The organism is Candidatus Rhabdochlamydia sp. T3358, from assembly GCF_901000775.1.
Lineage (GTDB): Bacteria > Chlamydiota > Chlamydiia > Chlamydiales > Rhabdochlamydiaceae > Rhabdochlamydia.
This window is the reverse complement of record NZ_CAAJGQ010000006.1, coordinates 1-22,689: the sequence shown is the minus strand read 5'-3', so window position 1 is coordinate 22,689 and position 22,689 is coordinate 1. Positions and strand designations below refer to the sequence as shown.

The 22,689-nt window shown below is 35.5% G+C and carries 21 protein-coding genes; 9 read left to right on the top strand and 12 right to left on the bottom strand.

Annotated features, from left to right (window positions below; all coding sequences use genetic code 11):
• Positions 1–60: 60 nt before the first annotated feature.
• The 3 genes from RHTP_RS01780 (at position 61) to RHTP_RS01770 (ending at position 2,412) form a co-directional block, all read left to right on the top strand.
• Positions 61–723 (top strand): beta/gamma crystallin domain-containing protein, encoded by a 663-nt coding sequence (locus tag RHTP_RS01780; RefSeq protein WP_138106419.1) that lies wholly within the window; start codon positions 61–63, stop codon positions 721–723.
• A gap of 109 nt (positions 724–832) precedes the next feature.
• The gene (locus RHTP_RS01775) at positions 833–1,489 is read left to right on the top strand and encodes a superoxide dismutase (RefSeq protein ID WP_138106418.1); all 657 of its coding nucleotides are present in this window, start codon (positions 833–835) and stop codon (positions 1,487–1,489) included.
• The gene (locus RHTP_RS01770) at positions 1,486–2,412 is read left to right on the top strand and encodes a cation diffusion facilitator family transporter (protein WP_138106417.1); all 927 of its coding nucleotides are present in this window, start codon (positions 1,486–1,488) and stop codon (positions 2,410–2,412) included. The genes RHTP_RS01775 and RHTP_RS01770 overlap by 4 nt, the downstream gene beginning before the upstream one ends.
• On the opposite strand, the gene RHTP_RS01765 is transcribed toward RHTP_RS01770, so the two are convergent.
• Positions 2,409–2,738 (bottom strand): TMEM14 family protein, encoded by a 330-nt coding sequence (locus RHTP_RS01765; protein ID WP_138106416.1) that lies wholly within the window; start codon positions 2,736–2,738, stop codon positions 2,409–2,411. The genes RHTP_RS01770 and RHTP_RS01765 overlap by 4 nt on opposite strands.
• A 161-nt stretch (positions 2,739–2,899) precedes the next feature.
• Here RHTP_RS01765 and RHTP_RS01760 point away from each other — a divergent pair, with 161 nt between their 5' ends.
• Positions 2,900–3,850 carry an L-threonylcarbamoyladenylate synthase gene (locus tag RHTP_RS01760; RefSeq protein WP_138106415.1) on the top strand — a complete coding sequence of 317 codons (951 nt, stop codon included), beginning with the start codon at positions 2,900–2,902 and terminating at the stop codon, positions 3,848–3,850.
• On the opposite strand, the gene RHTP_RS01755 is transcribed toward RHTP_RS01760, so the two are convergent.
• The 3 genes from RHTP_RS01755 to RHTP_RS01745 form a co-directional block, all read right to left on the bottom strand.
• Positions 3,842–4,354, bottom strand: coding sequence for a hypothetical protein (locus RHTP_RS01755; RefSeq protein WP_138106414.1), 513 nt, complete (start codon positions 4,352–4,354; stop codon positions 3,842–3,844). The genes RHTP_RS01760 and RHTP_RS01755 overlap by 9 nt on opposite strands.
• A gap of 113 nt (positions 4,355–4,467) precedes the next feature.
• Positions 4,468–4,794 (bottom strand): DMT family transporter, encoded by a 327-nt coding sequence (locus RHTP_RS01750; RefSeq protein WP_138106413.1) that lies wholly within the window; start codon positions 4,792–4,794, stop codon positions 4,468–4,470.
• Between the two features lie 69 nt (positions 4,795–4,863).
• Positions 4,864–5,442 carry a histidine phosphatase family protein gene (locus tag RHTP_RS01745; RefSeq protein ID WP_138106412.1) on the bottom strand — a complete coding sequence of 193 codons (579 nt, stop codon included), beginning with the start codon at positions 5,440–5,442 and terminating at the stop codon, positions 4,864–4,866.
• On the opposite strand from RHTP_RS01745, the gene RHTP_RS01740 reads away from it, so the two are divergent.
• Positions 5,441–6,103 (top strand): SET domain-containing protein, encoded by a 663-nt coding sequence (locus tag RHTP_RS01740; protein WP_138106411.1) that lies wholly within the window; start codon positions 5,441–5,443, stop codon positions 6,101–6,103. The two genes, RHTP_RS01745 and RHTP_RS01740, sit on opposite strands and share 2 nt — an antisense overlap.
• On the opposite strand, the gene bamJ is transcribed toward RHTP_RS01740, so the two are convergent.
• A complete protein-coding gene (bamJ, locus tag RHTP_RS01735) occupies positions 6,100–6,723 on the bottom strand; it encodes a BamJ family beta-barrel-assembly machinery protein (RefSeq protein WP_138106410.1) in 624 nt (207 codons plus the stop codon). The two genes, RHTP_RS01740 and bamJ, sit on opposite strands and share 4 nt — an antisense overlap.
• Positions 6,724–6,918: 195 nt before the next feature.
• On the opposite strand from bamJ, the gene RHTP_RS01730 reads away from it, so the two are divergent.
• Both RHTP_RS01730 and RHTP_RS01725 read left to right on the top strand, forming a co-directional pair.
• Positions 6,919–7,779 (top strand): RluA family pseudouridine synthase, encoded by an 861-nt coding sequence (locus tag RHTP_RS01730; RefSeq protein WP_138106409.1) that lies wholly within the window; start codon positions 6,919–6,921, stop codon positions 7,777–7,779.
• Positions 7,780–7,866: 87 nt separating this feature from the next.
• The gene (locus RHTP_RS01725) at positions 7,867–10,698 is read left to right on the top strand and encodes an insulinase family protein (protein ID WP_138106408.1); all 2,832 of its coding nucleotides are present in this window, start codon (positions 7,867–7,869) and stop codon (positions 10,696–10,698) included.
• Here the strand turns inward: RHTP_RS01725 and aroC are convergent.
• Genes aroC through aroB form a run of 4 tightly spaced genes read right to left on the bottom strand, consistent with a single transcriptional unit; the run spans position 10,695 to position 14,673 of the window.
• On the bottom strand, positions 10,695–11,789 hold the full coding sequence (gene aroC, locus RHTP_RS01720; protein ID WP_138106407.1) for a chorismate synthase: 1,095 nt from the start codon (positions 11,787–11,789) through the stop codon (positions 10,695–10,697). The genes RHTP_RS01725 and aroC overlap by 4 nt on opposite strands.
• Entirely contained in the window at positions 11,779–12,312 is a 534-nt protein-coding gene (locus tag RHTP_RS01715) for a shikimate kinase (protein WP_138106406.1), read from the bottom strand. Before RHTP_RS01715 ends, aroC begins: the two co-directional genes overlap by 11 nt.
• A complete protein-coding gene (gene aroA / locus RHTP_RS01710; protein WP_138106405.1) occupies positions 12,309–13,589 on the bottom strand; it encodes a 3-phosphoshikimate 1-carboxyvinyltransferase in 1,281 nt (426 codons plus the stop codon). The genes RHTP_RS01715 and aroA overlap by 4 nt, the downstream gene beginning before the upstream one ends.
• Entirely contained in the window at positions 13,564–14,673 is a 1,110-nt protein-coding gene (aroB, locus tag RHTP_RS01705) for a 3-dehydroquinate synthase (RefSeq protein ID WP_138106404.1), read from the bottom strand. The genes aroA and aroB overlap by 26 nt, the downstream gene beginning before the upstream one ends.
• A 69-nt stretch (positions 14,674–14,742) precedes the next feature.
• Between aroB and RHTP_RS01700 the strand changes: the two genes are divergently transcribed.
• Positions 14,743–16,158: a type I 3-dehydroquinate dehydratase gene (locus RHTP_RS01700; RefSeq protein ID WP_138106403.1), complete on the top strand. Its 1,416-nt coding sequence runs from the start codon at positions 14,743–14,745 to the stop codon at positions 16,156–16,158.
• On the opposite strand, the gene RHTP_RS01695 is transcribed toward RHTP_RS01700, so the two are convergent.
• From RHTP_RS01695 to RHTP_RS01685, 3 genes are read right to left on the bottom strand one after another with little or no spacing between them, the layout of a single operon-like run.
• On the bottom strand, positions 16,155–19,811 hold the full coding sequence (locus RHTP_RS01695; protein ID WP_138106402.1) for a dermonecrotic toxin domain-containing protein: 3,657 nt from the start codon (positions 19,809–19,811) through the stop codon (positions 16,155–16,157). The two genes, RHTP_RS01700 and RHTP_RS01695, sit on opposite strands and share 4 nt — an antisense overlap.
• Positions 19,812–19,863: 52 nt before the next feature.
• Entirely contained in the window at positions 19,864–21,354 is a 1,491-nt protein-coding gene (locus tag RHTP_RS01690; RefSeq protein ID WP_338140388.1) for a putative adhesin, read from the bottom strand.
• Between the two features lie 20 nt (positions 21,355–21,374).
• Positions 21,375–22,259: an IS982 family transposase gene (locus RHTP_RS01685; protein WP_138106400.1), complete on the bottom strand. Its 885-nt coding sequence runs from the start codon at positions 22,257–22,259 to the stop codon at positions 21,375–21,377.
• Between the two features lie 241 nt (positions 22,260–22,500).
• Between RHTP_RS01685 and RHTP_RS01680 the strand changes: the two genes are divergently transcribed.
• Positions 22,501–22,689 (top strand): hypothetical protein (locus RHTP_RS01680; RefSeq protein WP_138106399.1); only part of this gene is annotated, 189 nt, incomplete at its 3' end.

Genomic DNA, 22,689 nt, shown 5'->3' with positions numbered 1-22,689 from the left:
GAAGCAAGAAAACTCAAAGAGTTTTAAGCTCCTTGGTAAATTATATGGAGGATATATTGTATGCCATTAACAGAGACAACTAAAACTACCCCAGCACCCGATGAGGTAATTTTCTTTATCAGCGAAAATTATACTGGGAAAGCTTATTTATCTAAACTTGGGGATAGAATTAATATTTATAAAGAATATCCCTCGTTGAATGATCGGCTAAACTCAGTAAAAGTAGGTAGCTCATGTGAATTGACTGTATTTCAGGATGATGGTTTTGGCGGCGCTTCACAGATATTCATTTCTGATGCCTCTAAGATAAATGTTTCTGGGATGAGCTCTTTTATTGTTCTTGATAGAAGGGAAAAAGAACACGCTGTTTCCTTTACTTTTAAAGATGCGTCCAATGAAGGGCGCCGTATGACTCTTAAAAGCACTAATTTTCCGGAGGGAGGGGAAAACGGTGTTACGCAACCTAACCCTACACCAGCTCCTGGGGTTGATCCAAATGCTCCACGAGTCTTTGCCATATTGAAAGATAGTAATGGTGAAAATACTCCTATAGTAGTAGCTATCTATGTTCGAAAAGAGAGTGGAGAATATGAAGATATAGGTGCTGCAATGTATATCTATTGGCAGGGGGGCAGCGTGCATGTGAAAGAGCTACCCGATTATGGACATCCAAAATTATACCACACACAAGATGGCCCAATCATTCATTTTACCTGGCGTTAATTGATTAGAGAAAATTAATCGTTTAAATTTTTGCAAAATGAGATAAGATTACTCTTTTTATTACAAGCTTATATGATTTAGAAAACTCAAGGTTTTAGGGCAATAACTTATGTACAAGAAAATACTGTTTTTTTTATCCATTGCAACGATTCACTTGGAAGCTGCTTTGGAGAATCCATTAGAGTATAAGGCAAAAGAATTTTCTTATCTAATTGGTAAAACAAGATTTAAGGATGATTTGTTAAATATGCACTTTCAACTTTATCAAGGGTATATTAAAAACACTAATCTTCTACTAACTCGTTTAAAAGAGCTAGAGAGTCAAGGAAAAGAGCTCAGTTATGAATATGGAGCGCTTAAAAGACGTTTTGCTTGGGAATATGACGGTATGCGCTTACATGAGTTATATTTTGCAAATCTAGGAGGAAAAGAGCCTATTAATCCTTCTTCTTCTTTATATCAAGGGATTGTTAAAGAGTTTGGCTCTTATGAAAAGTGGAAACAAAGTTTTGTGGCAACTGGGAAGATGCGCGGGATTGGCTGGGTTATTTTATATCAAGACTTAAAAGACAATCGCTTAATTAATACTTGGATAGATGAACATGATTTAGGCCATCTTGCAGGGGGAGAGCCTTTGCTGGTAATGGATGTTTTCGAACATGCATACATTACCCAGTATAGACTTAATAGAGAGCAATACATAGATGATTTTTTTCATGCAATTGATTGGGAGATTGTAGAGGGTAGATATAACAAGCCATCATGACAAAGCCTGCCGAATCGATCCCAATCACTATACACAAAACGCGCAGTAGCAGAAGACAGCAGATGTGTAAATCTATGCTTATAGGGATTGGTTTGCGCTTAATAACTGTAATTTTGGAGCTAGTAGGGTACTCTTATTTTCATAGTGCAGCTCTTATGGCAGATGTTTTTTCTAGTTTAATAGATATTATTTGTAGTAGCTGCTTAATTTTATGTATCTATTTAGCGGATAAGCCTCCTGATCAAAATCATCCATTTGGACATGGTAGGGTAGAGCCGCTTGCGGGATTGCAATTAAGCGTTTTATTAATGATTGCAGCTTTGGTTTTAGGGTTGCAACTGGTATTTCATAAGGCTTCTATAGAGCCACCGCATTCCTACGCTTGGAGTATTTCTTTGAGCGTAATCATTGCCCTTGAATGCGGGTTTCGTTATATAAAAAAAATAGCAATTCAGCAAAAAAGCCCAGTTTTATTAGCGGAGGCCTTTCATTATCGAATAGATATGTTTAGCAGTCTATTCGCTGTGATAGCCTTGCTATTAGCTACTATTTGTCCAAAATATGGTTATTTGTTTGATCACTTAGGTGTTATAGCTATCGCTCTTTTAATGATGTTTATGGGAGCAAAAACTGCTTGGCATAATTTGCAGCAATTATTAGATCACGTACCTGAGACTAGTTATTTTGAGCAGGTGCGTTTAGCGGCTTTATCTGTAAAAGGTGTTTTTGCAACAGAAAAGATTAAGATTCAAATTTACGGCCCTGATGCTCATGTGGGAATCGATATTGAAGTAGCTCCGCAATCTTCTGTACAGGAGGCTCATAGGCTCACTCAATTGGTGCGTTTAGAAATTCAAAAGTCTTGGCCCGCAGTGCGTGATGTAATTGTTCATGTAGAACCCCATTATCCTACTAATTCTTAGCGAGCTTTAACTGTTTTGCGAATTTTCAACGCAATAACGATTAATACGATTAAACTTAAAAGACTCATCATTCCAGCAGGAAAAAAATGTAGGCTTTTTGCAAAGCGATGAGTAAAGAAAGCATCCAGGGTAAATATAAATGCTAAAGCTATGTATTGCGCCAGTAATTTACCCCGAGCAATTGCATAAGATAGCAGGAGCAATATAGATCCACACAATAACCCGGAAACAAGAGAAGCTGTGCTGGAGGCTTTCCAATGACCAATTAACCCTCCGACCAAAATTAATAAGCCATATACACTTAAAATCGATGCAGTGATTTTCATAAGTTATCTCCTTCTCTATTGAAAAAAGAGTATACGAAATGAGTTAATTTGCGCGCTACCTTGTTAATAAATATTTACTAGTAATAATTTGAAAAAATAGAGGGTTGTTTTCTTGATTTTGTTCAGCAAATCAGATAAAATAAGATAAATTTTTTATTTCTATGAAAACAAAAATACTAACTTCTAATCAGTTACATAAAGCAGTAAGGCTTCTTCATCAGGGAGAACTTGTAGCTATTCCTACAGAAACGGTCTATGGGCTGGCTGCTCTTATTTCTTCTGAATCAGCCATCTCTTCTATTTTTGCGGTTAAAAAAAGACCAGCAGACAACCCACTTATTGTACATATTGCAAATCTTAAACAAATAGATCAAATAGCTTTGCCTCCTTCTAAACTATTTTTTAAACTAGCAGAGGCGTTCTTTCCAGGGCCGCTAACGATTATCACTCCACGTCACCATGATTTATCACCTTTGATTTCAGCAGGATTAGACTCTGTTGCTATTCGTATGCCAGCTCACCCAATTGCAACGGATCTTATCCAGATGTTAGGAGTTCCTATTGTGGCTCCTTCTGCCAACCTTTCAGGTAGACCTAGTGCAACCGATGTGCAACATGTATTAGATGATTTTGATCAGAAAATATCTGCTGTTATTGATGGGGGAAGAACCACTTTTGGAGTTGAGTCAACTGTAATTAGCTTGCTATCTAACCCACCTGTGATTTTACGCCCTGGAAGTATTACAAAACAAGAGATTGAAAATGTACTGGGTATAACTATAGATATGCAAACATCTATGCAAAAAGGACCTATTTATTCTCCTGGGATGAAGTATCGGCACTATGCCCCTTGTATTCCTGTTAAGCTCTTTTATGAAAGAGAACATCTTGATTCCTATTGTAAAAAGACAGCTTCCAATAGGCGAATGCTACTTTCTACAACCCCTCTTCTTGTAGAAAACTGTGACCATTATAAACTTAGTACACAAGATCTATATGCATGTTTTCGTCATGCAGAAAAAAATGGTTATAGTGAAATTTTAATTTTTAACGACCCTATAGCTCAAAGCAATATAGCTTTAATGAACCGGCTAATAAAAGCCTCAGATTAAACATTCACCAGCCATTTTAAAACCAAACTGGTTTAAAAATTCCATCTTATCTAGCAAAAGCTGAGTAAATACAGTGCTTAAGTCCGATTCTTGAGGATTTTGCTCACCAAATAAACGTGCTGCTTGTATTAACGTAGTAGTTTGAAAAGGTTTCGTTAAAAGCTCTATTATTTGTTTAGCATTTTTTTTTGTTCTTGGTGAAAGAGGGTAGTATTTTGCTTTATAATAAAGCTCTGTTATAGTTAAAGCACAAATCCTAAGAAATTTAGTATCTTTAGCAAGATTATTTGACTTAAATAATTTAGTTAAATTATTTTGTAAATCTTGGATGCAATTGCAAAAAGCGTGGCTATATGCTGCTTGTTTAGCATCTAGTGTATATTGAAAGATTACTGTTTCTAGCTCCATTTGTTCACTAGAAGCCGATGCCCATTTTTTATAAGAGTCTGTTTTTGTTTTATTTTTTAATTTATTTGTGCGTGGCTTTCTGTTTGCAACTATCATCTATTAATCCTCAAATGTATTTTTACCGTATTACAGATAAATAATTATTTGTTAAATTAGATGCAATGTTTTTTTTAAATTAATAGCCTTCTAAAAGGCTTAGCGTAATTTTATTAATCTATATGAGCTAACTTTAAGCCTACAATCCCAATAATGATTAGAGATAAAGAGATTAAGCGTATGATATGATAGGAATCGCCAAAAAAGATGATCCCACAAATTACTGTACCAGCAGCGCCAATTCCTGCCCATACAGCGTATGCTGTGCCAATGGGAATAGTTTTCATTGCCTGAGATACACAAAAGAAACTAAAAAAAATGAAGATAATGGTAATTAAACTTGGAATCAAACGAGTGAACCCTTGACTGAACTTCAATGCAATTGTAAAACAAATTTCAAAAAAACCAGCTAATAGTAGAAAAAACCAAGCGAGTGACATGTCAGGACCTTAAAAAAAATTAAATTCAAGAATAGCAGTTCTGCAAAAAATAGCAAGAGATCTTAACTTTTAAGCATATAAATGACATAGATCATTCCAAGTATTTATTACTCGAATTCTACCATCAAAAATTAATACAGAAATAGAGGCTGTAGTTAACATAAAAAGGTTTGCTTGATCAGAAGGGACTTGTAACCATTGCGTAAGAAATAAGCGTAAAAAATGACCATGAGAAAAAATTAAGACATTTCCTTGGGTGGATTGAATTTTATCTAGAATAGCATGAGCTCGATTTTTCACATCTTCAACAGATTCTCCATTAGGAGCACCATCCGTAAAGATATTCCACTCCGGAGCTTTTGTAAGAATTTGTTGTTTTGTCCATCCTTCATAGAGACCATAGTTCCATTCCTTTAAATGAGCATCTATATTTGCAACTTTAGAAAAACCCGCTAATTCGCAAGTCTCTAAAGACCTTTTAAGTGGACTGGTTAAAACAAGCTCAAAATTTATTTTGGACAATCGGTTCTTAAGAAGCCCTGCTTGCTTGCATCCTTGAGTTGTTAAAGAAAGATCAGTAGAACTAGTATGTTGACCTGTTATAGACCATTTTGTTTGCCCATGACGAACAAGATAAAGATCTTTCATGAATGATTTGCCTTTTGCTAAAAGTGTATCTTCTATTAATGTTTGCCAGATTATGAAATTGACAGCGGTTTTACAAGAGCATAAAGAAATACCTATTACTAGCCCAGCTTGTTTTGGGCAAGTGTTTGCTGTTGAATACACGAATTGTTTAGTTTTTCATTCGCTAGATCTAGAAAAGAAAGTGCAAAAGAAATTATCCAGACGATTTTTAAACAAAAAAGAAAAGTGGTTAGGGTGCTTTTATGCTAAAGAGATGCTTTTGGGCTGCCCAGTACAATTAACCATTGCTTGGATTAATCAAAAAGCGGGCTATGGGGTATTTGCTAATCAGGAAATTGCCAGAAATACTTGCATTGGAGAGTATACGGGGTTAATCCGCAAACGCTCTTGGTTTGAAGGAGATAATAATATTTACTGTTTTGAGTATCCCATTTTAGAATATAAGAGAAGTCCTTATGTAATTGATGCACGTTCAATGGGAAATCATACGCGTTTTATCAATCATAGTACTGAGCCAAACATAGATTCTGTTTTAGCTTATCATCAAGAAAAACGACACATTATTCTCTATGCAAATAAAGACATACCTAAGGGCTCACAGCTATGTTATGACTATGGCCCGAATTATTGGAAAAACAGAGGGCCTTTTATACAATTTTAATTGTTAATGCCCAATAATTGCATTTCAAAAACTAAAGCGACATTAGGACCGATATGAGGCTCAAAGCCTCTTTCTCCATAAGCCAAATAAGAAGGAATAAATACCTGCCATGTGTCACCGACCTGCATTTTTTGTAGAATTTCCGACCAGCCTAAAATAACTTGATTTAAACCAATGACTAAGGGTTCTTCTCTTTGATAAGAAGAGTCAAATACTTTACCATCAATATAAGAGCCTCGATAATGAATTTTTACAGTATCTAATGCAGTTGGGTGAGAACCCTCTTTTGAAGCCTTTTCTAGTATTTTATACTGAAGTCCGCTGTTGAGTGTTACTACGCCCTCTTTATTTTTATTTTCTAATAAAAAAGCTTCACTTCTTTTTTTATTTTCCTCAGAGAGTTGAGTAAAAAACTCTTTTTGCTTAGCTTGAATTTGCTGTTTAAGTGCTTCTATAATGGAGATAATTTCTTCTTGGGGTAGTTGAGGTTCTGTGCCTGAAGTGCCATGTTGGATCCCTTCTAAGACATATTTGAAATCCATCTCCCCAAATTGTTGTATTAAATTTTTTCCTGTCTCTAACCCAATGACATAGCTTACTTTTTCTTTAGTCGTCTGCATTGTCAGATCTCCAATTTTTTGCTTTTAGATAGAGGGCTATATATAACGGATTTTGAATTGGGGAACAAGAGCTTTTTCTTTTAGGCTTAAGGAACTAGAGCTTTTTTCTTATTAATTTAATGTAAATTTTTGATTATAAATTGTTTTTTTTTAATCTAATTATTGATAAAATGTTCAGAAAATCTAAAGGAAAGTATGAAGTTTGTTATTGATCAAAATATTTATTTACAAGATGTTCTAAAAAAACATTTTCCTAAAAGTTCAAAAACCACTCTGCGTTCTTGGATTCACTCTGGACGGATTTTGATAGATGGTCGTTATGCGACAGACCTTGGTGTAGAGCTGCAACAAGGGCAATCCATTACTATTAGAGACAAGTTTGTTTTTTTAGATGAAGGTATTAAAGTTCTCTATGAAGATGATGCAATAATTGTTGTAGAAAAACCAGAAGGGATGCTTAGTGTGGCAACGGACTTTGAAACGCAAAATACACTGCAAAATATCTTAAAAGTAAGACTGCGTCGCAAAAATGTCTTTGCTGTCCATCGCCTAGATCGTGAAACATCTGGTGTTATGATGTTTGCTTGTAGCGACTCTGCTAAAGAATCTCTTAAAGCCCAATTTGAAGAGCGCCATATACAGAAAACTTATTACGCTCTAGTAGAAGGAAAGCTTACAACTCAACAAGGATGTTGGCAAAGCTACTTAAAAGAAGACGAGAAGTATTTTGTTCGTAGCACTTCTCTAGAAAATGGTAAATTAGCTATTACTGAATTTGATCAAATATGGAGCAATAAACAATTCTCGCTTTTACGTTTGAAATTGTTAACCGGTAAAAAAAACCAACTGCGCGTACACTGCTCAGAAGCAGGTCATCCTATTGTAGGGGATAAAAAGTATCGAGCAAATTCAAATCCGCTTGGACGTATGGCCTTGCATGCTTATTCTCTAAGCTTTTTACATCCTGTGAAACAAAAAAAAATGACATTTGTTGCGCCTTTACCTAATAGTTTTTACAAAATTGCGCGTGTCAAAAATCTTTGCTTAGAAGTCTAAAAAAAAATAATAAAATCTTATAATCGACAAAATATAACGCATAAATTAATATATATATCCTTTTTATATAGTTAATAAGGCGAAAAAATGAAATATATTCTGTCTTTAGTTTTCTTAAATTTATCCTTATATGCACAAGTTAGCCACTTAGACTATACAGAGATCCAAGATCTTTCTATCCCTTCAGCTTTTTCGGATAGAGAAGTGGAAAAAGTGATTTTAAAAAACGGCCTACAAGCATATCTGGTATCGGATCCGTTTGTGCAGCAATCCGCTGCAGCAGTTGTTGTAGAGGCAGGCTCTTGGGAGGACCCAGAGAAATACCCAGGGATGGCACATTTTGTAGAGCATCTATTGTTTATGGGTACAAAAACTTATCCCAAAGAATCTGAGTATTCACAATTCATTAAAGATCGTCAGGGATTAGAAAATGCTCTTACTTCAGCAGATAAAACCGTATATATGTTTTCGATTGAGACCGAAGCTTATAAGCCAGCACTTGATCGCTTTTCTCATTTCTTCATTGACCCTTTATTTTCCACAAATTGTATTAGTCGAGAATTGCACGCAGTGGATCAAGAGCATGCAAAAAGTATAGAAAGTGATATGCAGCGCCAATATATGGTTTTTAAAGAGACAGGAAATCCAAAACATCCTAACCACAATTTTTCTTGTGGAAATCAAGAAACTTTATCTAGAATCCCCTTATCTGATTTACAAGATTGGTATCAAGCACAATATAGTGCAAACCGTATGCATCTAGTGATGATCTCTTCTTTACCTATTGCTGAAATGAGAAATTTAGCAGTGGAAAAATTTTCTTCTATTTCTAATGCGGCTGATCAAAAAAAGTTACCTCAGGGCTCTTTATTATCTGATCAGCAAAAGGGGAGTATGGTTTTTATCAAACCGATCAAAGAGCTAAAAACTCTTACTTTATGTTGGGAGATCCCAAGCACATTTAGTAGTTTAGATGAAAAGTTTCCAGAATTTATCGCTTATATTCTAAATAAACAAGTAAAAGGGAGCTTACTAGCTAAGCTAAAAAAAGAAAATATTGCTAAAAATCTTAGTGTTGATTGTCATCGTTTAAGCAAAGATCAGTCTCTTTTTTCTATTGATGTATTCTTAACCGATCCAGGTCTTATGCAAACAGATACCGCTATATCCTATGTGTTTGCAGCGCTGCAACGCTTGAAATTAGAGCCGCTTGATGATCTATTTAAAGAGTTTAAAACTATATGTACTCAAAGATTGATATATGAGTCAATGGATAATGTTTATGAAAAAGTTATAGAATTAGCTTCCGATATTATTTATGAAGACCTCTCTACTTACCCAACTAAAACCAAAATTCCTTCTTCATTTGATAAGGAAAAGTTTAGTGAAGACTTTCTTGCTGCCTTAAACCCATCCGATTGCATCTATTCCCTAATAGCAGACCCTAATGAAATGGGAGTTGTTCTCGATCAAAAAGAGCAATGGATGCAAGTAGAATACACGCTTGTACCTATTGACCTCAAACGCTTGCAAGAATGGAAAGATGTACTGGTTAATCCTGAAATTACTCTGCCAGAAGCTAACCCCTATTTACAAGATGTACAAGACAATCCCATTCTTATCGGTCAAGATGAGAGTGCTGAGGTGTATTTTAAAAGAACCTATTCTTCTGCTAATGGATTAGCTTTTCAATTCAGATCCCCGCTTTTGGATCAAACTCCAAAATCTGGAGTACTAGCTGAGCTATGGTTATATGCTTTAAATGATTTACTAGCAGATGATTTATGTTTTGCCTCTGATGCAGGGATTGGCATTAATACGGATCTCAATCCTTTATATTTTTATTTTGAGATCATTGGTTCAAATGAAAAGGTATTGCTTTTGACTAAAAAAATTTTTCAGGCAGCAAAACAAGTAAGTATTTCAGAAGAAAAATTTCAGACATATGTCAGCTCTTTATCGACTCAATACAAAAATAGCTCTAAAAAATTAGCACTGTTTCAAGCTCAAATGGAAATGGAAAGCATCATTTCTCATAGTCCTTGTAACCAACAAAAGCTATTGGCTCTACAAGATCTTTCTTGGAAAGATTTTTTGGACTTTTCAGAAGAATTTAGTGAATGTCTTTATACAAGAGCTTTTTTATATGTAGATCTTTCTCAAAACCAAGCTATAGAGTTATTTCAGGAGCTACAAACAATCTTAAACACAAAAGCTTATCCACTTACTCAGCATATAGAAGCTAAAGTACTTGTTTTATCAGACCTAAATAACCCCTCTAAGCTTGTCCTTAAAACAGAACAACAAGGGTCAGGTATTGTTGTTCTTTTACAAGAAGGGTCTTCTAGTTTCGAATCAAGAGCGGTTCAAAAAGTTTTATCGCAAGCTTTGCAAACTGCTTTTTTTGAAGCGCTGCGCACTCAGCAGCAAACAGCATATTTAGTTCATTCATATGCTCAAGAAAGAGAAAATCAATTATTACAGTATTTTAATATACAATCCAACACACATACTGCAAATGACTTATTAGCACGCTTTGAGCTATTTTTAAAAGATTTTGATAAGAATCTTGATACAGAGATCTCTTTAGAGCGTTTTGAAACAATCCGCTCTAGTATTGTTTCTTCTTTGAAAAATATGGCAAAAGAAAATTTTTCAGACAGATTAAGAACTCTATTTACACTATCTTTCTATTATCAAGATTTTGAACGGATAAAAAAACTCATAGATAATTTAAATGCTTTATCTTACGAGCAATTCTGCATGCTTTCCCATCAAATGCTTTCAAAGGATAATCCTCGCAAGTTAGCTGTTCTAGTAGAAGGAGAGGTTCCTACAAAGGATGATAATTCCTACTATGAGCTTTCCTGTAGAGAAGATGTACAAATGCTAGGGGGGTTTGTGCCTCATTCAGATTAGATTCGTGCACCTTTATTCATCAGATATGCATCAGCTAGTACTAATGCTGTCATAGCTTCAACTACAGGTGCTGCTCTAATTGCTACACAAGGGTCATGTCTTGATTTTTCAGAGGGAATAAACTCCTCTTTATTACCGTCTAGATTAATCGTCTGTTGTGTGCGAGCAATGCTGGAAGTGGGTTTAAACACTGTACGGGTAATTAGGTAGGCTCCATTAGTGATTCCAGCTAATGTTCCTCCTGCGTGGTTTGTTTGTGTGACAATTTGCCCTTTTTCAGGAGTAAATAAATCATTGTGATTAGAGCCCCTCATTTGAGCTGCTTTAAAACCAGAGCCGAACTCAAAACCCTTACTAGCTGGAATAGAAAGCATGGCTTTTGCTAAATTGGCTTCTAGTTTTTCATAGATAGGATCTCCTAAGCCAATGGGCAAAGAGGAGGTTACACATTCGATAACTCCTCCCAATGAATCTTTATCTGTTTTTACTTGATCGATTAAGGCGGCCATCTTTGTAGATGCTGCAAGATCAGGACAAAATAGGGGACTCGAGTCTACTGTTTCTCGTAGCTTGGCTAGTGAGCTAGGTATATAAGGAGAAATAGAGATCCCTCCTATTTCACAAACATAAGCAACTATTTCCACATTGATCTCTTTAAGGAGCTTCTTAGCTACCGCGCCAGCTGCTACTCGACAGGCTGTTTCTCTAGCAGAAGCTCTTCCTCCTCCGCGATAGTCAAAAGCGCCATATTTTTGCAGATAGGTAAAGTTTGCATGTCCGGGACGTAATAAATGTTTATTTGACTCGTAGGCTTTAGGGTTATGATCTTGATTAAAGATGATAATCGAAATAGGAGAACCTGTGGTTTTACCCTCAAAAAGACCAGAGTAGATTTCAGCATAATCAGGTTCTTTGCGAGAAGTAACATAAGAATTTCTTCCAGGTGCTCTTTTTTCAAGCTCTAGATTGATATCTTCGTTATTTAAAGGTAAACCTGCAGGGCAACCATCTATGACAACGCCAATAGCCTTGCCGTGAGATTCGCCCCAAGTTGTAATACGTAAAAGTGTGCCAAAAGAGTTACTTGCCATATGATACCAATAGATTTTCTAATTCGCTAAAAATCTCGCTATCTTGCTTTTGGCCTTCGATAATAAGCCTATAGGCAGGGATCTGTTCATAGGCTAAAGTCCTTTTTTTGAAAAGTCGCTCAAAAGATTCTTTTGGGCGATTTACATCCAAAAAGCCTGGCAAACCAGCAGAAAATATTCTTTCTTGTATGATTTTTTTTCTTACTTTGAGATATACCAATTTTCCTAGTTGCTCAAGAAAGCATCTATTAAAGGGATCTAAAACCAAGCCTCCGCCTATTGCAATAATGCTATTTTTTACATTTGAGATAAGAGGTAAGACTTGTTTTTCTAATCCTCGAAAATAGACTTCTCCTTCACTCTTAAAAATTTCTCTAACAGAAACGCATTGACCTGTTTTTATTTGATATAAGGATTCAACTAGGTTATCTGTGTCATAAAAAGCACACTTCATCGATTTAGCAACTTTTTGGCCTAGTGTAGTTTTTCCACAACTTTTAAAACCGTATAAAATCAAATTCATAGCTCTATTTTTGCTCCCAGTTGCCTAAAATCATTAATAAAGCCAGGATAAGTTTTTGCAATACATTCCACATCATCTAGTAAACTAGTTCCTTTAGCTACTAAAGCTGCAACGGATAATGCCATAGCAATCCGATGATCTTTATGACTATATAATTTTGCAGCCTTAAGAGAAGCGGGATAGATGATAAGACCATCTTCTTTTTCTTCTATATTCGCGCCCATTTTTTTCAACTCTTGAGTGATTGCGGAAATCCGATCTGATTCTTTATGTCTTGCAATCTGCGCATTATATAAGTGAGTTTTTCCTTCTGCAAAGCATCCAATGACAGCTAAAATTGCGATGGCATCGACAAAATTATTTACATCAATATCTATCCCTTTTAAGTGTTTGGTTTTTTTTATAATGACCTTCTTGTTGTTAGAATCAATCTCTATATTAGCCCCCATTAAAAGCAAGCAATGAATAATCTGCTTATCTCCTTGATGGTCTGTTAAATCAAGGTTATCTAATACAATTTCTGAGCTAGTGAGCAATGCTGCTGCAATCGGAAAAGCAGCTGAGCTCCAGTCTCCAGGTACTGTATATGAAAATGCTTCGTATTGAGTTTTTCCTGGTATCCAATACTCTTCGTGATTGCGATGCTCAATTTTAGTTCCTAATCTCTTAAGCCAATATAGAGTTAGATCCACCCAAGGTTTTTCGCCGGGATTTGTAACTTGAATGTGGCTTTGTCCTTCTAGAAAACATGTGGTCATCAATAGAGCAGAAACAGGCTGGGAGTCTCTTCCACATAATTTTGTACTACCCGGCATTAGAGGTCCTTTTATACAAATGGGAGCAAACCCGTTTGAATAGATGGAGCGAGCATCTGCTTGTAGACATCCAAGAGCTGATAATAAAGGTTGGATAGGTCTTAAACTGCAGATAGAGCTATCACCTGTAATTACCGTATAAGTAGGTAAAAGAGAAGCAATAGCACCGATAAAACGCAGCACTAGACCAGAATTTCCCACATCAATTACATCTTTTGGAGATTTGATTTTGCCATTAGTTCCTTCAATCCATAAAGTGGTATTTGTTCGTTGGATCTTAACACCGAGCATCTCTACAGCCCGCAGCATAGCGTATGTATCAGGGGAGGATAAATATTTATGAATTCGACTTGTGCCTTTTGCCATTAAAGCAAAAAAAATGGCCCGCAGAGTCTGTGACTTAGAAGAGGGGATTGCAATCGATCCTTGCAGTGCACTAGGACTGATACGAAATTTTGCCATACTCAAGCTCTAGCCAGTTAAGTCCTTCTATTATATATTTCATCGGAATGGGTATAGCTGTTGGGGTAACCATGCCAATTTCTTGTAATAAAATACAATGATTTACCCCATTCTTTACTTTTTTATCTTTTTTTATCACTTCTAAACAGAGCTCTTTTTGAAAGTCATAAATAGTAAGAGGAAACTCATAAGCGTAAATAAGAGCTTGTATTTTAGTGAAAGAGGTAAGAACAAGAAATCCCATTTTCCAACTCATATAGCTTTCTACTAGCATTCCTATCGCCACAGCTTCTCCATGAGCTATTTGGAAATCTGTAATTTTTTCTAAAGCATGTCCTATTGTATGACCGAAGTTAAGAATAGATCGAGTGCCTATTTGCTCTGCAGGATCACAGCTTACAATTTGATGCTTTAGGCTAATACAAGTTTTAACAAGCCCCATTATCTTATTTAAATCTTCTTGATCGAAACCACTTTCTATTTGTAAAAATAAGTCGTAGGACAAGGTAATCGCATATTTAATCATTTCAGCAGTTGCGTTGATCCACTCTTTTTTAGGTAAATTGCGTAAGTACTGAAAATCATAATAGATCTTATGCGGAAAATAAAAAGTACCTAAAAGGTTTTTTCCATGAGTGGTATTTATCGCATTTTTCCCACCAATTGCTGCATCTACCATAGCCAATAAAGTGGTAGGAATGCAAATTAGAGTAACACCGCGCATATAGGTTGCGGCAATGAATCCAATAAGATCTATAGTTACTCCACCTCCTAAAGCAATAAAGCAACTGTCACGTCCAAACTTTTTAGCAAAGAGTTGATTTTCCAGCCGCTCTTTGGTCTTGTGATTTTTATTTTCCTCTCCCGCTTCAAATACAAATATTTCTATGGAAATTCCTTTTTGTATTAAAAACGATTGCCAGTTATAACCGATTAGATTTGCTACGTTGCTATCGCAAAACAGAGCAAATTTACCCTTAATTTGTCGAAGGTCTTCTACAACTTGACTTGAAAAGAGATCACAATCAAAAAAAATCTCTGTAATATCTTGACGCTGTAAGGATAAGGTAAAAGTTTCTAACATGATTTTGTATCCTTATTTATAAGAGAGAGTGCAATACAAAAGCTTTAATGAAAAGCAAAGAGAGGAGTCTTGTTATTTGGTGTAGTTACAGGACCTAGTATAGAAATTGCAGAAGAAGAGGTCTTTTCGCAATTAAAATGGATTGATGCAGTGGAATTTCGACTTGATCTATTTATAGATTTGGATTTGATCCAGCTAAAATCCCTCTTAAAAAAATTGCCTATCCCTGCTTTGTTTACTCTAAGAAGAAAAGATCAAAGAAGAGGTTTTACTCAATCAGAAAAAATCCGTCTTCAGCTAATTGAAAAGCTCTGTCAATTACAGCCAGACTTTTTTGATCTGGAATATGATATATCACCAAGTTTTCGTAAAAAGCTCTTTTTAAGTAACCCAAAGATCCGTTTTATCGCCTCCTATCACAATTTTGAGCAGTTTCCAGAACTAGATCCATTGTTATCCTCTCTTTTTACTCCATATGCTCATTTTTATAAGATAGCAGTTCATTGCACTTCTTCCATAGAGGCGCTTCAGCTGCTTCACTTGTCCAAAAAATATACGAATCTAGTAGTTATTGGATTGGGAGAAAAAGCTCAATTCACAAGACTGCTTGCACCTATTTTGGGTATGCCCTTTAGCTATGTAGCACTTAAATCTCAAACAGCACCTGGACAACTTGTCTTAAAAGATTTACCACTTTATCGTTTTTCTACTCTGAACTCTGCAACCTCTATCTATGCACTGCTTGGAAATCCTATTGATACAAGTTTAAGTCCTATAGTTCATAATGCTGTCTTTGCTAGTCAAAAAAAAAATGCACTCTATTGTAAGATCCCTTGCACTAAAAAAGAGCTTGCCGAATGTTTAAACCTAATTCAACAACTTCCTTTTAAAGGTTTAAGCATTACCATGCCTTTAAAAGAAAAAACAGCAGCAATAACCCATTGCTTACAAACCGCCGTAAACACACTGGTTATCGATTCTAAAATAACAGGCTTTAACACTGATGGTATAGGTGCTATACAAGCGCTAGAGAAAAAAACCACGCTCTTTAAAAAAAAAATCGTCCTATTTGGTGCAGGTGGTGTGGCTCAAGCCATTGCACAAGAAGCTATAAAAAAAGGGGCTTTTATTACTTTTATCAACCGCACAAGAGAAAAAGCCATTCAACTAGCAAAAATCTATCGATGTAGGGGAGGGGGGATAGAGCTTTTTCCCTTTCATTACGATATGATCATCAATTGCACACCTAATCCTGATTGTATTCAATCAGAATGGATTTGTCCTAACTGCATAGCAATGGATACGGTTTACCAACCTCACTGGACAGAATTCTTAAAAAAGGCTTCTTTGAAAGACTGTAAGCTTATCTTTGGAAAAGAGTTATTCATTAATCAAGCGGTTTATCAGCAAAGGCTTTGGGGTTCAAGTTCTTCGGAAGAAGAACTTGAACAAGTGATTACTCAAGTCATTAATAAATTTGTCTAAACAGATGTTATCATGGGTGGTATATATCTTGGGGCAAGATGCGCTCCAGATAATAGTGCATTAGAACGACAAAATAATAAAGTAATTCTATCATAATGAATTTCATGGTTTTGCAGTGATTTAAATAGATCTTCCAAATTAGGAGAAAGCATTCCTACCCGATTGCGAATGGTAAGAACATCAACTGGATCAAGTCCCATTTCATGAATAATGGGCAGTGTGTTTCTTGAGCGATTAACAAGTTGCACAATATCTAGATAGCTCTCTTCATTAGCACCAAATTTTTGATACTTAAATAAAGAGTAATTTTTAATATGACCAGGAGTAGTTGTTCCTGCTAATATTTTTATGTCAATGGGCTTGAGATCAGGAGGGGGGTTAGAAAATATAGGTAGATGAAGAAATGCACTTGGTGTAGGAAGAGCTGTATTTTCATTAATAATTCCATAAGGTAGGATGGATTTTTTAGCAATGCTTGATATCTTAGCATCTACTAATTCCCAACCGTGTGGACCTAAAACTACAAGCTCTGCATTCGCAGGAACTTTAACGATACCACTTCCAGGAAAATACCCTCCATGAGAGGATATAACTAAGTGTTTGGCTTTATTTGTTTTTCCAGTAAACAAGAGAAATTTCTCACCAAGAAACCATCCTTTAACATCTAAGTAGCTGAAACGACTATTAGAGGCTGCAATATTCCAAACTTGCATAGGTTTTGTAGTGCCAAAAAAAATTTCCTCAGACAAGGGAATTTTCTTTAGAAAAGTTTGTACACCTCTGCCACCGGAGGCTATATGTACATGGGTTTCATCAGAAATAGGCTCATATGGATTCTTATTTCTAGCAAATTTTAAAGAACGAAAACTTAAAAAAGCCCCTAGTAAAAGAAGCTCTAGTGCAGTAGTTCCTATCTCTTTAGCTGCTTGATAACGCTCTTTAGCAGTATCTCCATTTTTTGCTATATAAAGATTCAGAGTGCTTTCTGTAGCTAAGAGAGCAAGTGTTGTCCAGTTTAAAATAGGAAAAGCAAAACTTGGTACTAATAGAGCCCTTCCTAGAGAATCTAAGACAAGAGCTACGCGTTTTAGCATCAGTTCTTTGTCAGAGGTAATCACTGCACTTGCATCTAAGTAAGAGCGCTCTTGAATATTTTTTTGGATTGTTTCGAAAAGACTTTTTTCTATAGGTTTTGTTGTTATGATATGGTGTACATGCTCTGTAAAAGAGCAGTCGCTGGGTTGTGGATAAGGCGGGAATCCTATAGTTTTTGCATGCTTATAAGGTCCTTGTTTAAGATTGCTAAGAACAGAATCTTGAACATCTATAGAGAAGTGAGCAGTTAACAAGCTTCGCCATTTAATATCTTTTTTAGCATTCTCTTCGAGAAAACAAATGCATGCTTCGTAATTTGTAAAAGTAAAAAAGGCTTTTGCATTTCCTGCTAGATATAAAATTACTTGCTCTTTACTTGTATTGCGAAAAATAAACAGATCTGTGGATTGGTAGCTAGCAACGTAAACTGATTCTATGCGGATATTGGGGTTAATAAGAGCTGGTAAGCCTTCTTCTTCCAAATGTAAAGAATAAAAAGCTATTTCTGAAATAACCTTAAAGCTTTCTTCCGACAAGACTTTGTTCTGATATTCTTCTAAAGCTTGTTGTAGATATCTATGCTTAATAAAGAACTTTATTCGGTCTATGTGATTGTTCCAAAAAGTATTAAGCTTCTCCTTATGCAGTGTTTCTAGATCAACTTCTTGGATGATCTCTTCCACATCTTTGGGTAAAATGTTAACTAGTTGATTACGTAATGGATATTCTTTTCCTATTCCGGATGAGTCTGTAAAAACAATGGTTGAGCTACTCCAAACAGTAAAACCCATCCTATAATTGCTTAAAGTAGCCTCTGTTAGAGATTGCGTTCTTGGTAGCATTTTATAAGAAGGGGATTCGTCTGAGGAAGGAGGTATTTTTTCAGGGATAAAATATCCAATAAATGTCTGGTTTGGATCAAGATCTAGATTAAATCGATTTTTGATTTCTTTTTTTATATATTCTGCAGCTGTTTGCTGAGGATAGGGAAAAAGCTCATGCAAATCACTAGATACAGTGTGGATATTGGGCAACAAATAAGGAAGCTGCTCAAAAGCTGCTGCAATCGTAGTAAAAAAGGCTCTTTCTGTAGATCGATAGACAGGAAAGTAGGTATATTGGATAGGAACTGGAATTTCATGTACATGTAGATCTGTAACTATGCGTTCTTTTTGTTTTTCCATAGTAAAAGAAAAGATATCTTTAACACAGGGAGCAACTAATGGACCTTCCTTTTGCTTGATATAATCTGAATAAAGAAAAGCATCTAGCTTAATAGGATCTGCCATTCTGCTGAAATGAGGGAAATGAGAGGCAATTGAACTAAGGTTACTTGGCACTTCTGCCTGATGAAAAATCCAATGAACTAAAAGATTTTCATTTTTAGCCTCAACAAAAGAAGGTGTATATCCAGGTATATAGATTAATAACTCTTTAGTCTCTGGATCACAAATTTTCAAAATATCAGAAGATATTTGCTCGTTAATTAGAAAAGAGGATACTTCTACTTGTTTTGGATTGGATAGAGTTTCTAAAATAGTTAAGGGAATTTCTTCAAGAGCTATTTCATCGGTGCCTTTTATTAACTTTTTTATGCTTTCTTGATCAAATCCCATGGCTTTAAGTGCTAATTCAAGACCTGCAGAAGAAAGTTTAAAAGTGCTATTTTGCTGCTCTAAAAGAGTTTTAAGATAGGAAAACTTAGCTAATATTCGGTAGTTATTCGTATTTTTTCGCCAAAAACTTTCTAACCTTGCTTCGTGTTTAGACTTTATAGCAGTAGCATCGCTTGCCTGAAAAATCTTACTAAGCGCTATATCTTGAGCATCTTGGCTTAATTTAATTTGTATAATATTTTGCTCTGATAAATAATGTGAATAGAAAGACCATGCTGAAAAATAATTCAGGACAAAGTTTGTTAAAGTGAAACGTAAAAAAGCAAAAGAGCTCTCTTCTCCTTTTTTAAAAAGCAAAACGTTTACCGTATCAGGATGAATATCTTTACTGTGCAAATTTTTTAATTTTTGACTAAGGTAAGAGGTCACAGTTTGCTTAAGGTTAGGATACATACTATCTACCTGGTAGGTCCTTTCTATTAACGAGAAATTCTCCACAAGAGTTTTTAAAAAATCGCTAGTGGGATCAAATAACACTTCTTGAGGAATAGAAATTTTACCGGAGTTCCCAAAGCTATCTATTTGGTGATAATAGGTGCTAATGAGTATAGGAGTTAAGCGCTCGATGATGCTTTCTGCATCTTTCACTGTCAAGCCGTGGATTTGATCTACTGCATCAACACTTTCTGAATTAGAGTATAAGCCAGCTAGGGGATGAACCAGTAGATGCTCTTCATCGATGCTTTTTTTAAGAAGAGCCTCTAATAGGGTTTCAGAGGATATTTTTTCTTCATGTGCTATATTTATGTATATTTTATCTGGGTTTAATATGGGGTTGTGTTTATGCAGTTCTTTTTTTAATATTTCTTTGGCAAGTATTTGAAAAGCACTAGGAATTTTTTCTAGTCTATTCTCTTTAGTGATTGGTTGACCTGTTTGCATAAGCTCTCTTTTTTTATATTATAGAATCCTTATCAAGGATAAATTTTTTGATTTAAAGTTTAGCTGGGCGATAGCTTGGAGGGGTTTTAGTTTTGCTCATAGATAAGAATATGTTTGCACGACAAAACTCTAAAGTAATTCGCTCATAATGAATGCCATTATTCTGTAAGGACTTAAAGACATCTTCTAAATTAGGGGGGATCATTCCTCTACGATTGCGAACGGTAAGGACATCAACTGGATCGAGTCCTATTCCATAAATATGAGGGAAGGGATGTCTTGATCGGCCAACAAGCTGTGCGATGTCTAGATAACTTTCTCCACCAACTTCAAATGTTTGGTATTTAGATAAGGAATAATTTCTAATATGACCAGGAACATCTGTTCCTGCTAAATACTTTACATTAATTTCTTTTGGATGAAAGTGTACATTGGAAGAATGGGAAAACATGGATGGAAGAAATGCGCTTTGTGTAGGAAGTGCTGCGTTTTCATTAATAATTCCATAAGGTAGAACCAGCTTTTTAGCAATATTTTCTGTTTTAGGATCAAATATCGCCCAGCCGTGTGGGCCTAAAACTACAAGCTCTGTCTTTTTTGGAACTTTAACAATGCCCGTACCAGGAAAATACCCTCCATGAGAAGAGATGATTAAATGCTTTGCCTTGCTTGATTTTCCAGTAAATAAGAGAAATTCCTCATCGAGAAACCAGACTTTAACATCCAAATGACTAAATAAGGTATTAGGCACTGCAATCTGCCAAGTCTGCATGATTTTTGTAGTGCCAAAAAAAGCTTCCTTGGAGGTGGGTGTTTTTTTAAGAGAAGGTTGTAAACCGCTACCCCGAGCAGCAGCACGTATATTGACTTGGTTGGTGAATTTTTGGTGTCTCGAAAGCTGTAAAGAACGAAAGTTTAAGAAAGCTCCTAATAAAAGAAACTCTAGCGAAATAGTTCCTATATCGATGGCTGCTTGATAACGCTCTTTTACGGTATCACCATTTTTTGCGATGTAAAGATTCAGAGCGCTTTCTGTAGCTAAGAGAGCAAGCGTTGCCCAGTTCACAATAGGAAAAGCAAAACTTGGCACTAATAAAGCTCTTCCTAGAGAGTCTAAAACAAGAGCCATGCGCTTTAGCATCAGCTCTTTATCAGAGGTGATTACTGCACTTGCATCTAAATAAGAGCGTTCTTGGGTATTTTTTTGGATTGTCTCAAAAAGGCTTTTTTCTATAGGTTTTGTTTTTATTATGTGAAGTATGTGAGGATTTTTAAAGGAGCAGTCAGCAGGTCGTGGATAGAGTGTAGATCCCAAAGAAGAAGAATCTATATAAGAACCCTTTTTAAGAGCGTTAAGCACAAGATCTTGAACATCTATAGAGAAGTGTGAGGTTAACAACTCCTGCCATTTAACATCTTTTTTAGCATTCTCTTCGAGAAAACAAATGCATGCTTCGTAATTTGTAAAAGCAAAGAAGGCATTTTCATTCCCTGCTATATACAAAAGTACTTCTTCTTTACTTGTATCGCGAAAAACAAATATATACCTCAGTTTTGGGTTTTCTAGCTGGTAACTAGCCCTAAACTTTCCTTATCAGACATTCTAATACGAGGTTTTTTAGGTTGCCTCATATAAGCTGCAATTCCACAAAGAGTATTAACCAAAAAGTTACTCACTGATCTATGCCTTGTGTGCTCAATCTGGGATATATTTTTAAGTTGATCATTTACAGTTTCAATAATAACTCTTTTACGCAGTAGTATTTTATCTCTGAGATTCATGAACTTATTTTTCATTTTAGACCGTAAATTTGTGAATAATTGTAAGCCTTTATCCATTAATTTTTTTCCTAATTTCTCTGAAATATACCCTTTATCTCCATAGAGGTTTCCGGTGATTCCCTGTGACAAAACCTCAGCTACAGAAACATCCGATGCATTTCCAGGAGTTAGTTGAAAAGCGAGGATTTCTCCTACTTCATTAATGATTAAATGAAGTTTCACTCCAAAGAACCATCCTGCTCCTGTTTTTCCCATTTTTGCAAATTTTGCAAAAACTTTATTTCTTCTAATCCTTTTGTTATGGCAAACTTGTATCTTCGTTGAATCGATAAAACTAACTCCAGTAATTGTACCTTTATTATGTAAAAGATAAGCAAATAGGGGGATGAAAAGATTTTTTAGAAGGTAGACAAATCTGCTATAGCTAATAAGCGTAGGAAACTCCTTATGAAGATAAATCATAACGTGGCTGCAATAGAAGTGTTTGAAATTCCTGTAGTTTGATTGATGAAATAAAATAGATATTGTCATCATTTCAGGAATAGACATTTCTGCTTTAGGTCCTCTTAGAGATTTGCCTTTGGTAATTAAATGTTGCTCCCATTGCTTGTTGAAATCCTTCCAAAAATCATCCACAGAGCAGTATAATTCAATAAGCGTTTCCATTTTTGACCTCTTTTGTTGTTGTTTTTTCAGAAACGAAACTTGTACAACATTAAGAGGTCTTTTTACACTGTTTTTTTGTCTTATCTTTCCTATTCTTAGTTAATTAAACTCAACATTGGGGTTAAAAGGGTTGCAATATCACTATGACATTCTCAAAGAGCTTGTTGGAAATGCATACTTTAAAATAACATTATTCTGCCAAATGATCGTTTATCAAGTAACATGGATTAAGGCATAATGTATGCGTTGGTTATTATGTTTGATTCTAACTTCTCGCCTCATAGCAGCTCCCTTCGAAAACGTAGGTCCTTCCACTCCTGATGAAATTGCTTCTTTAAATACAAACCTTCTCATAGATGGATACATCTCCCCTTTATCTGGACAAGCCTCTCTTCATGAAACAGATCTTCTCATTAAAGCAGCACAAGAC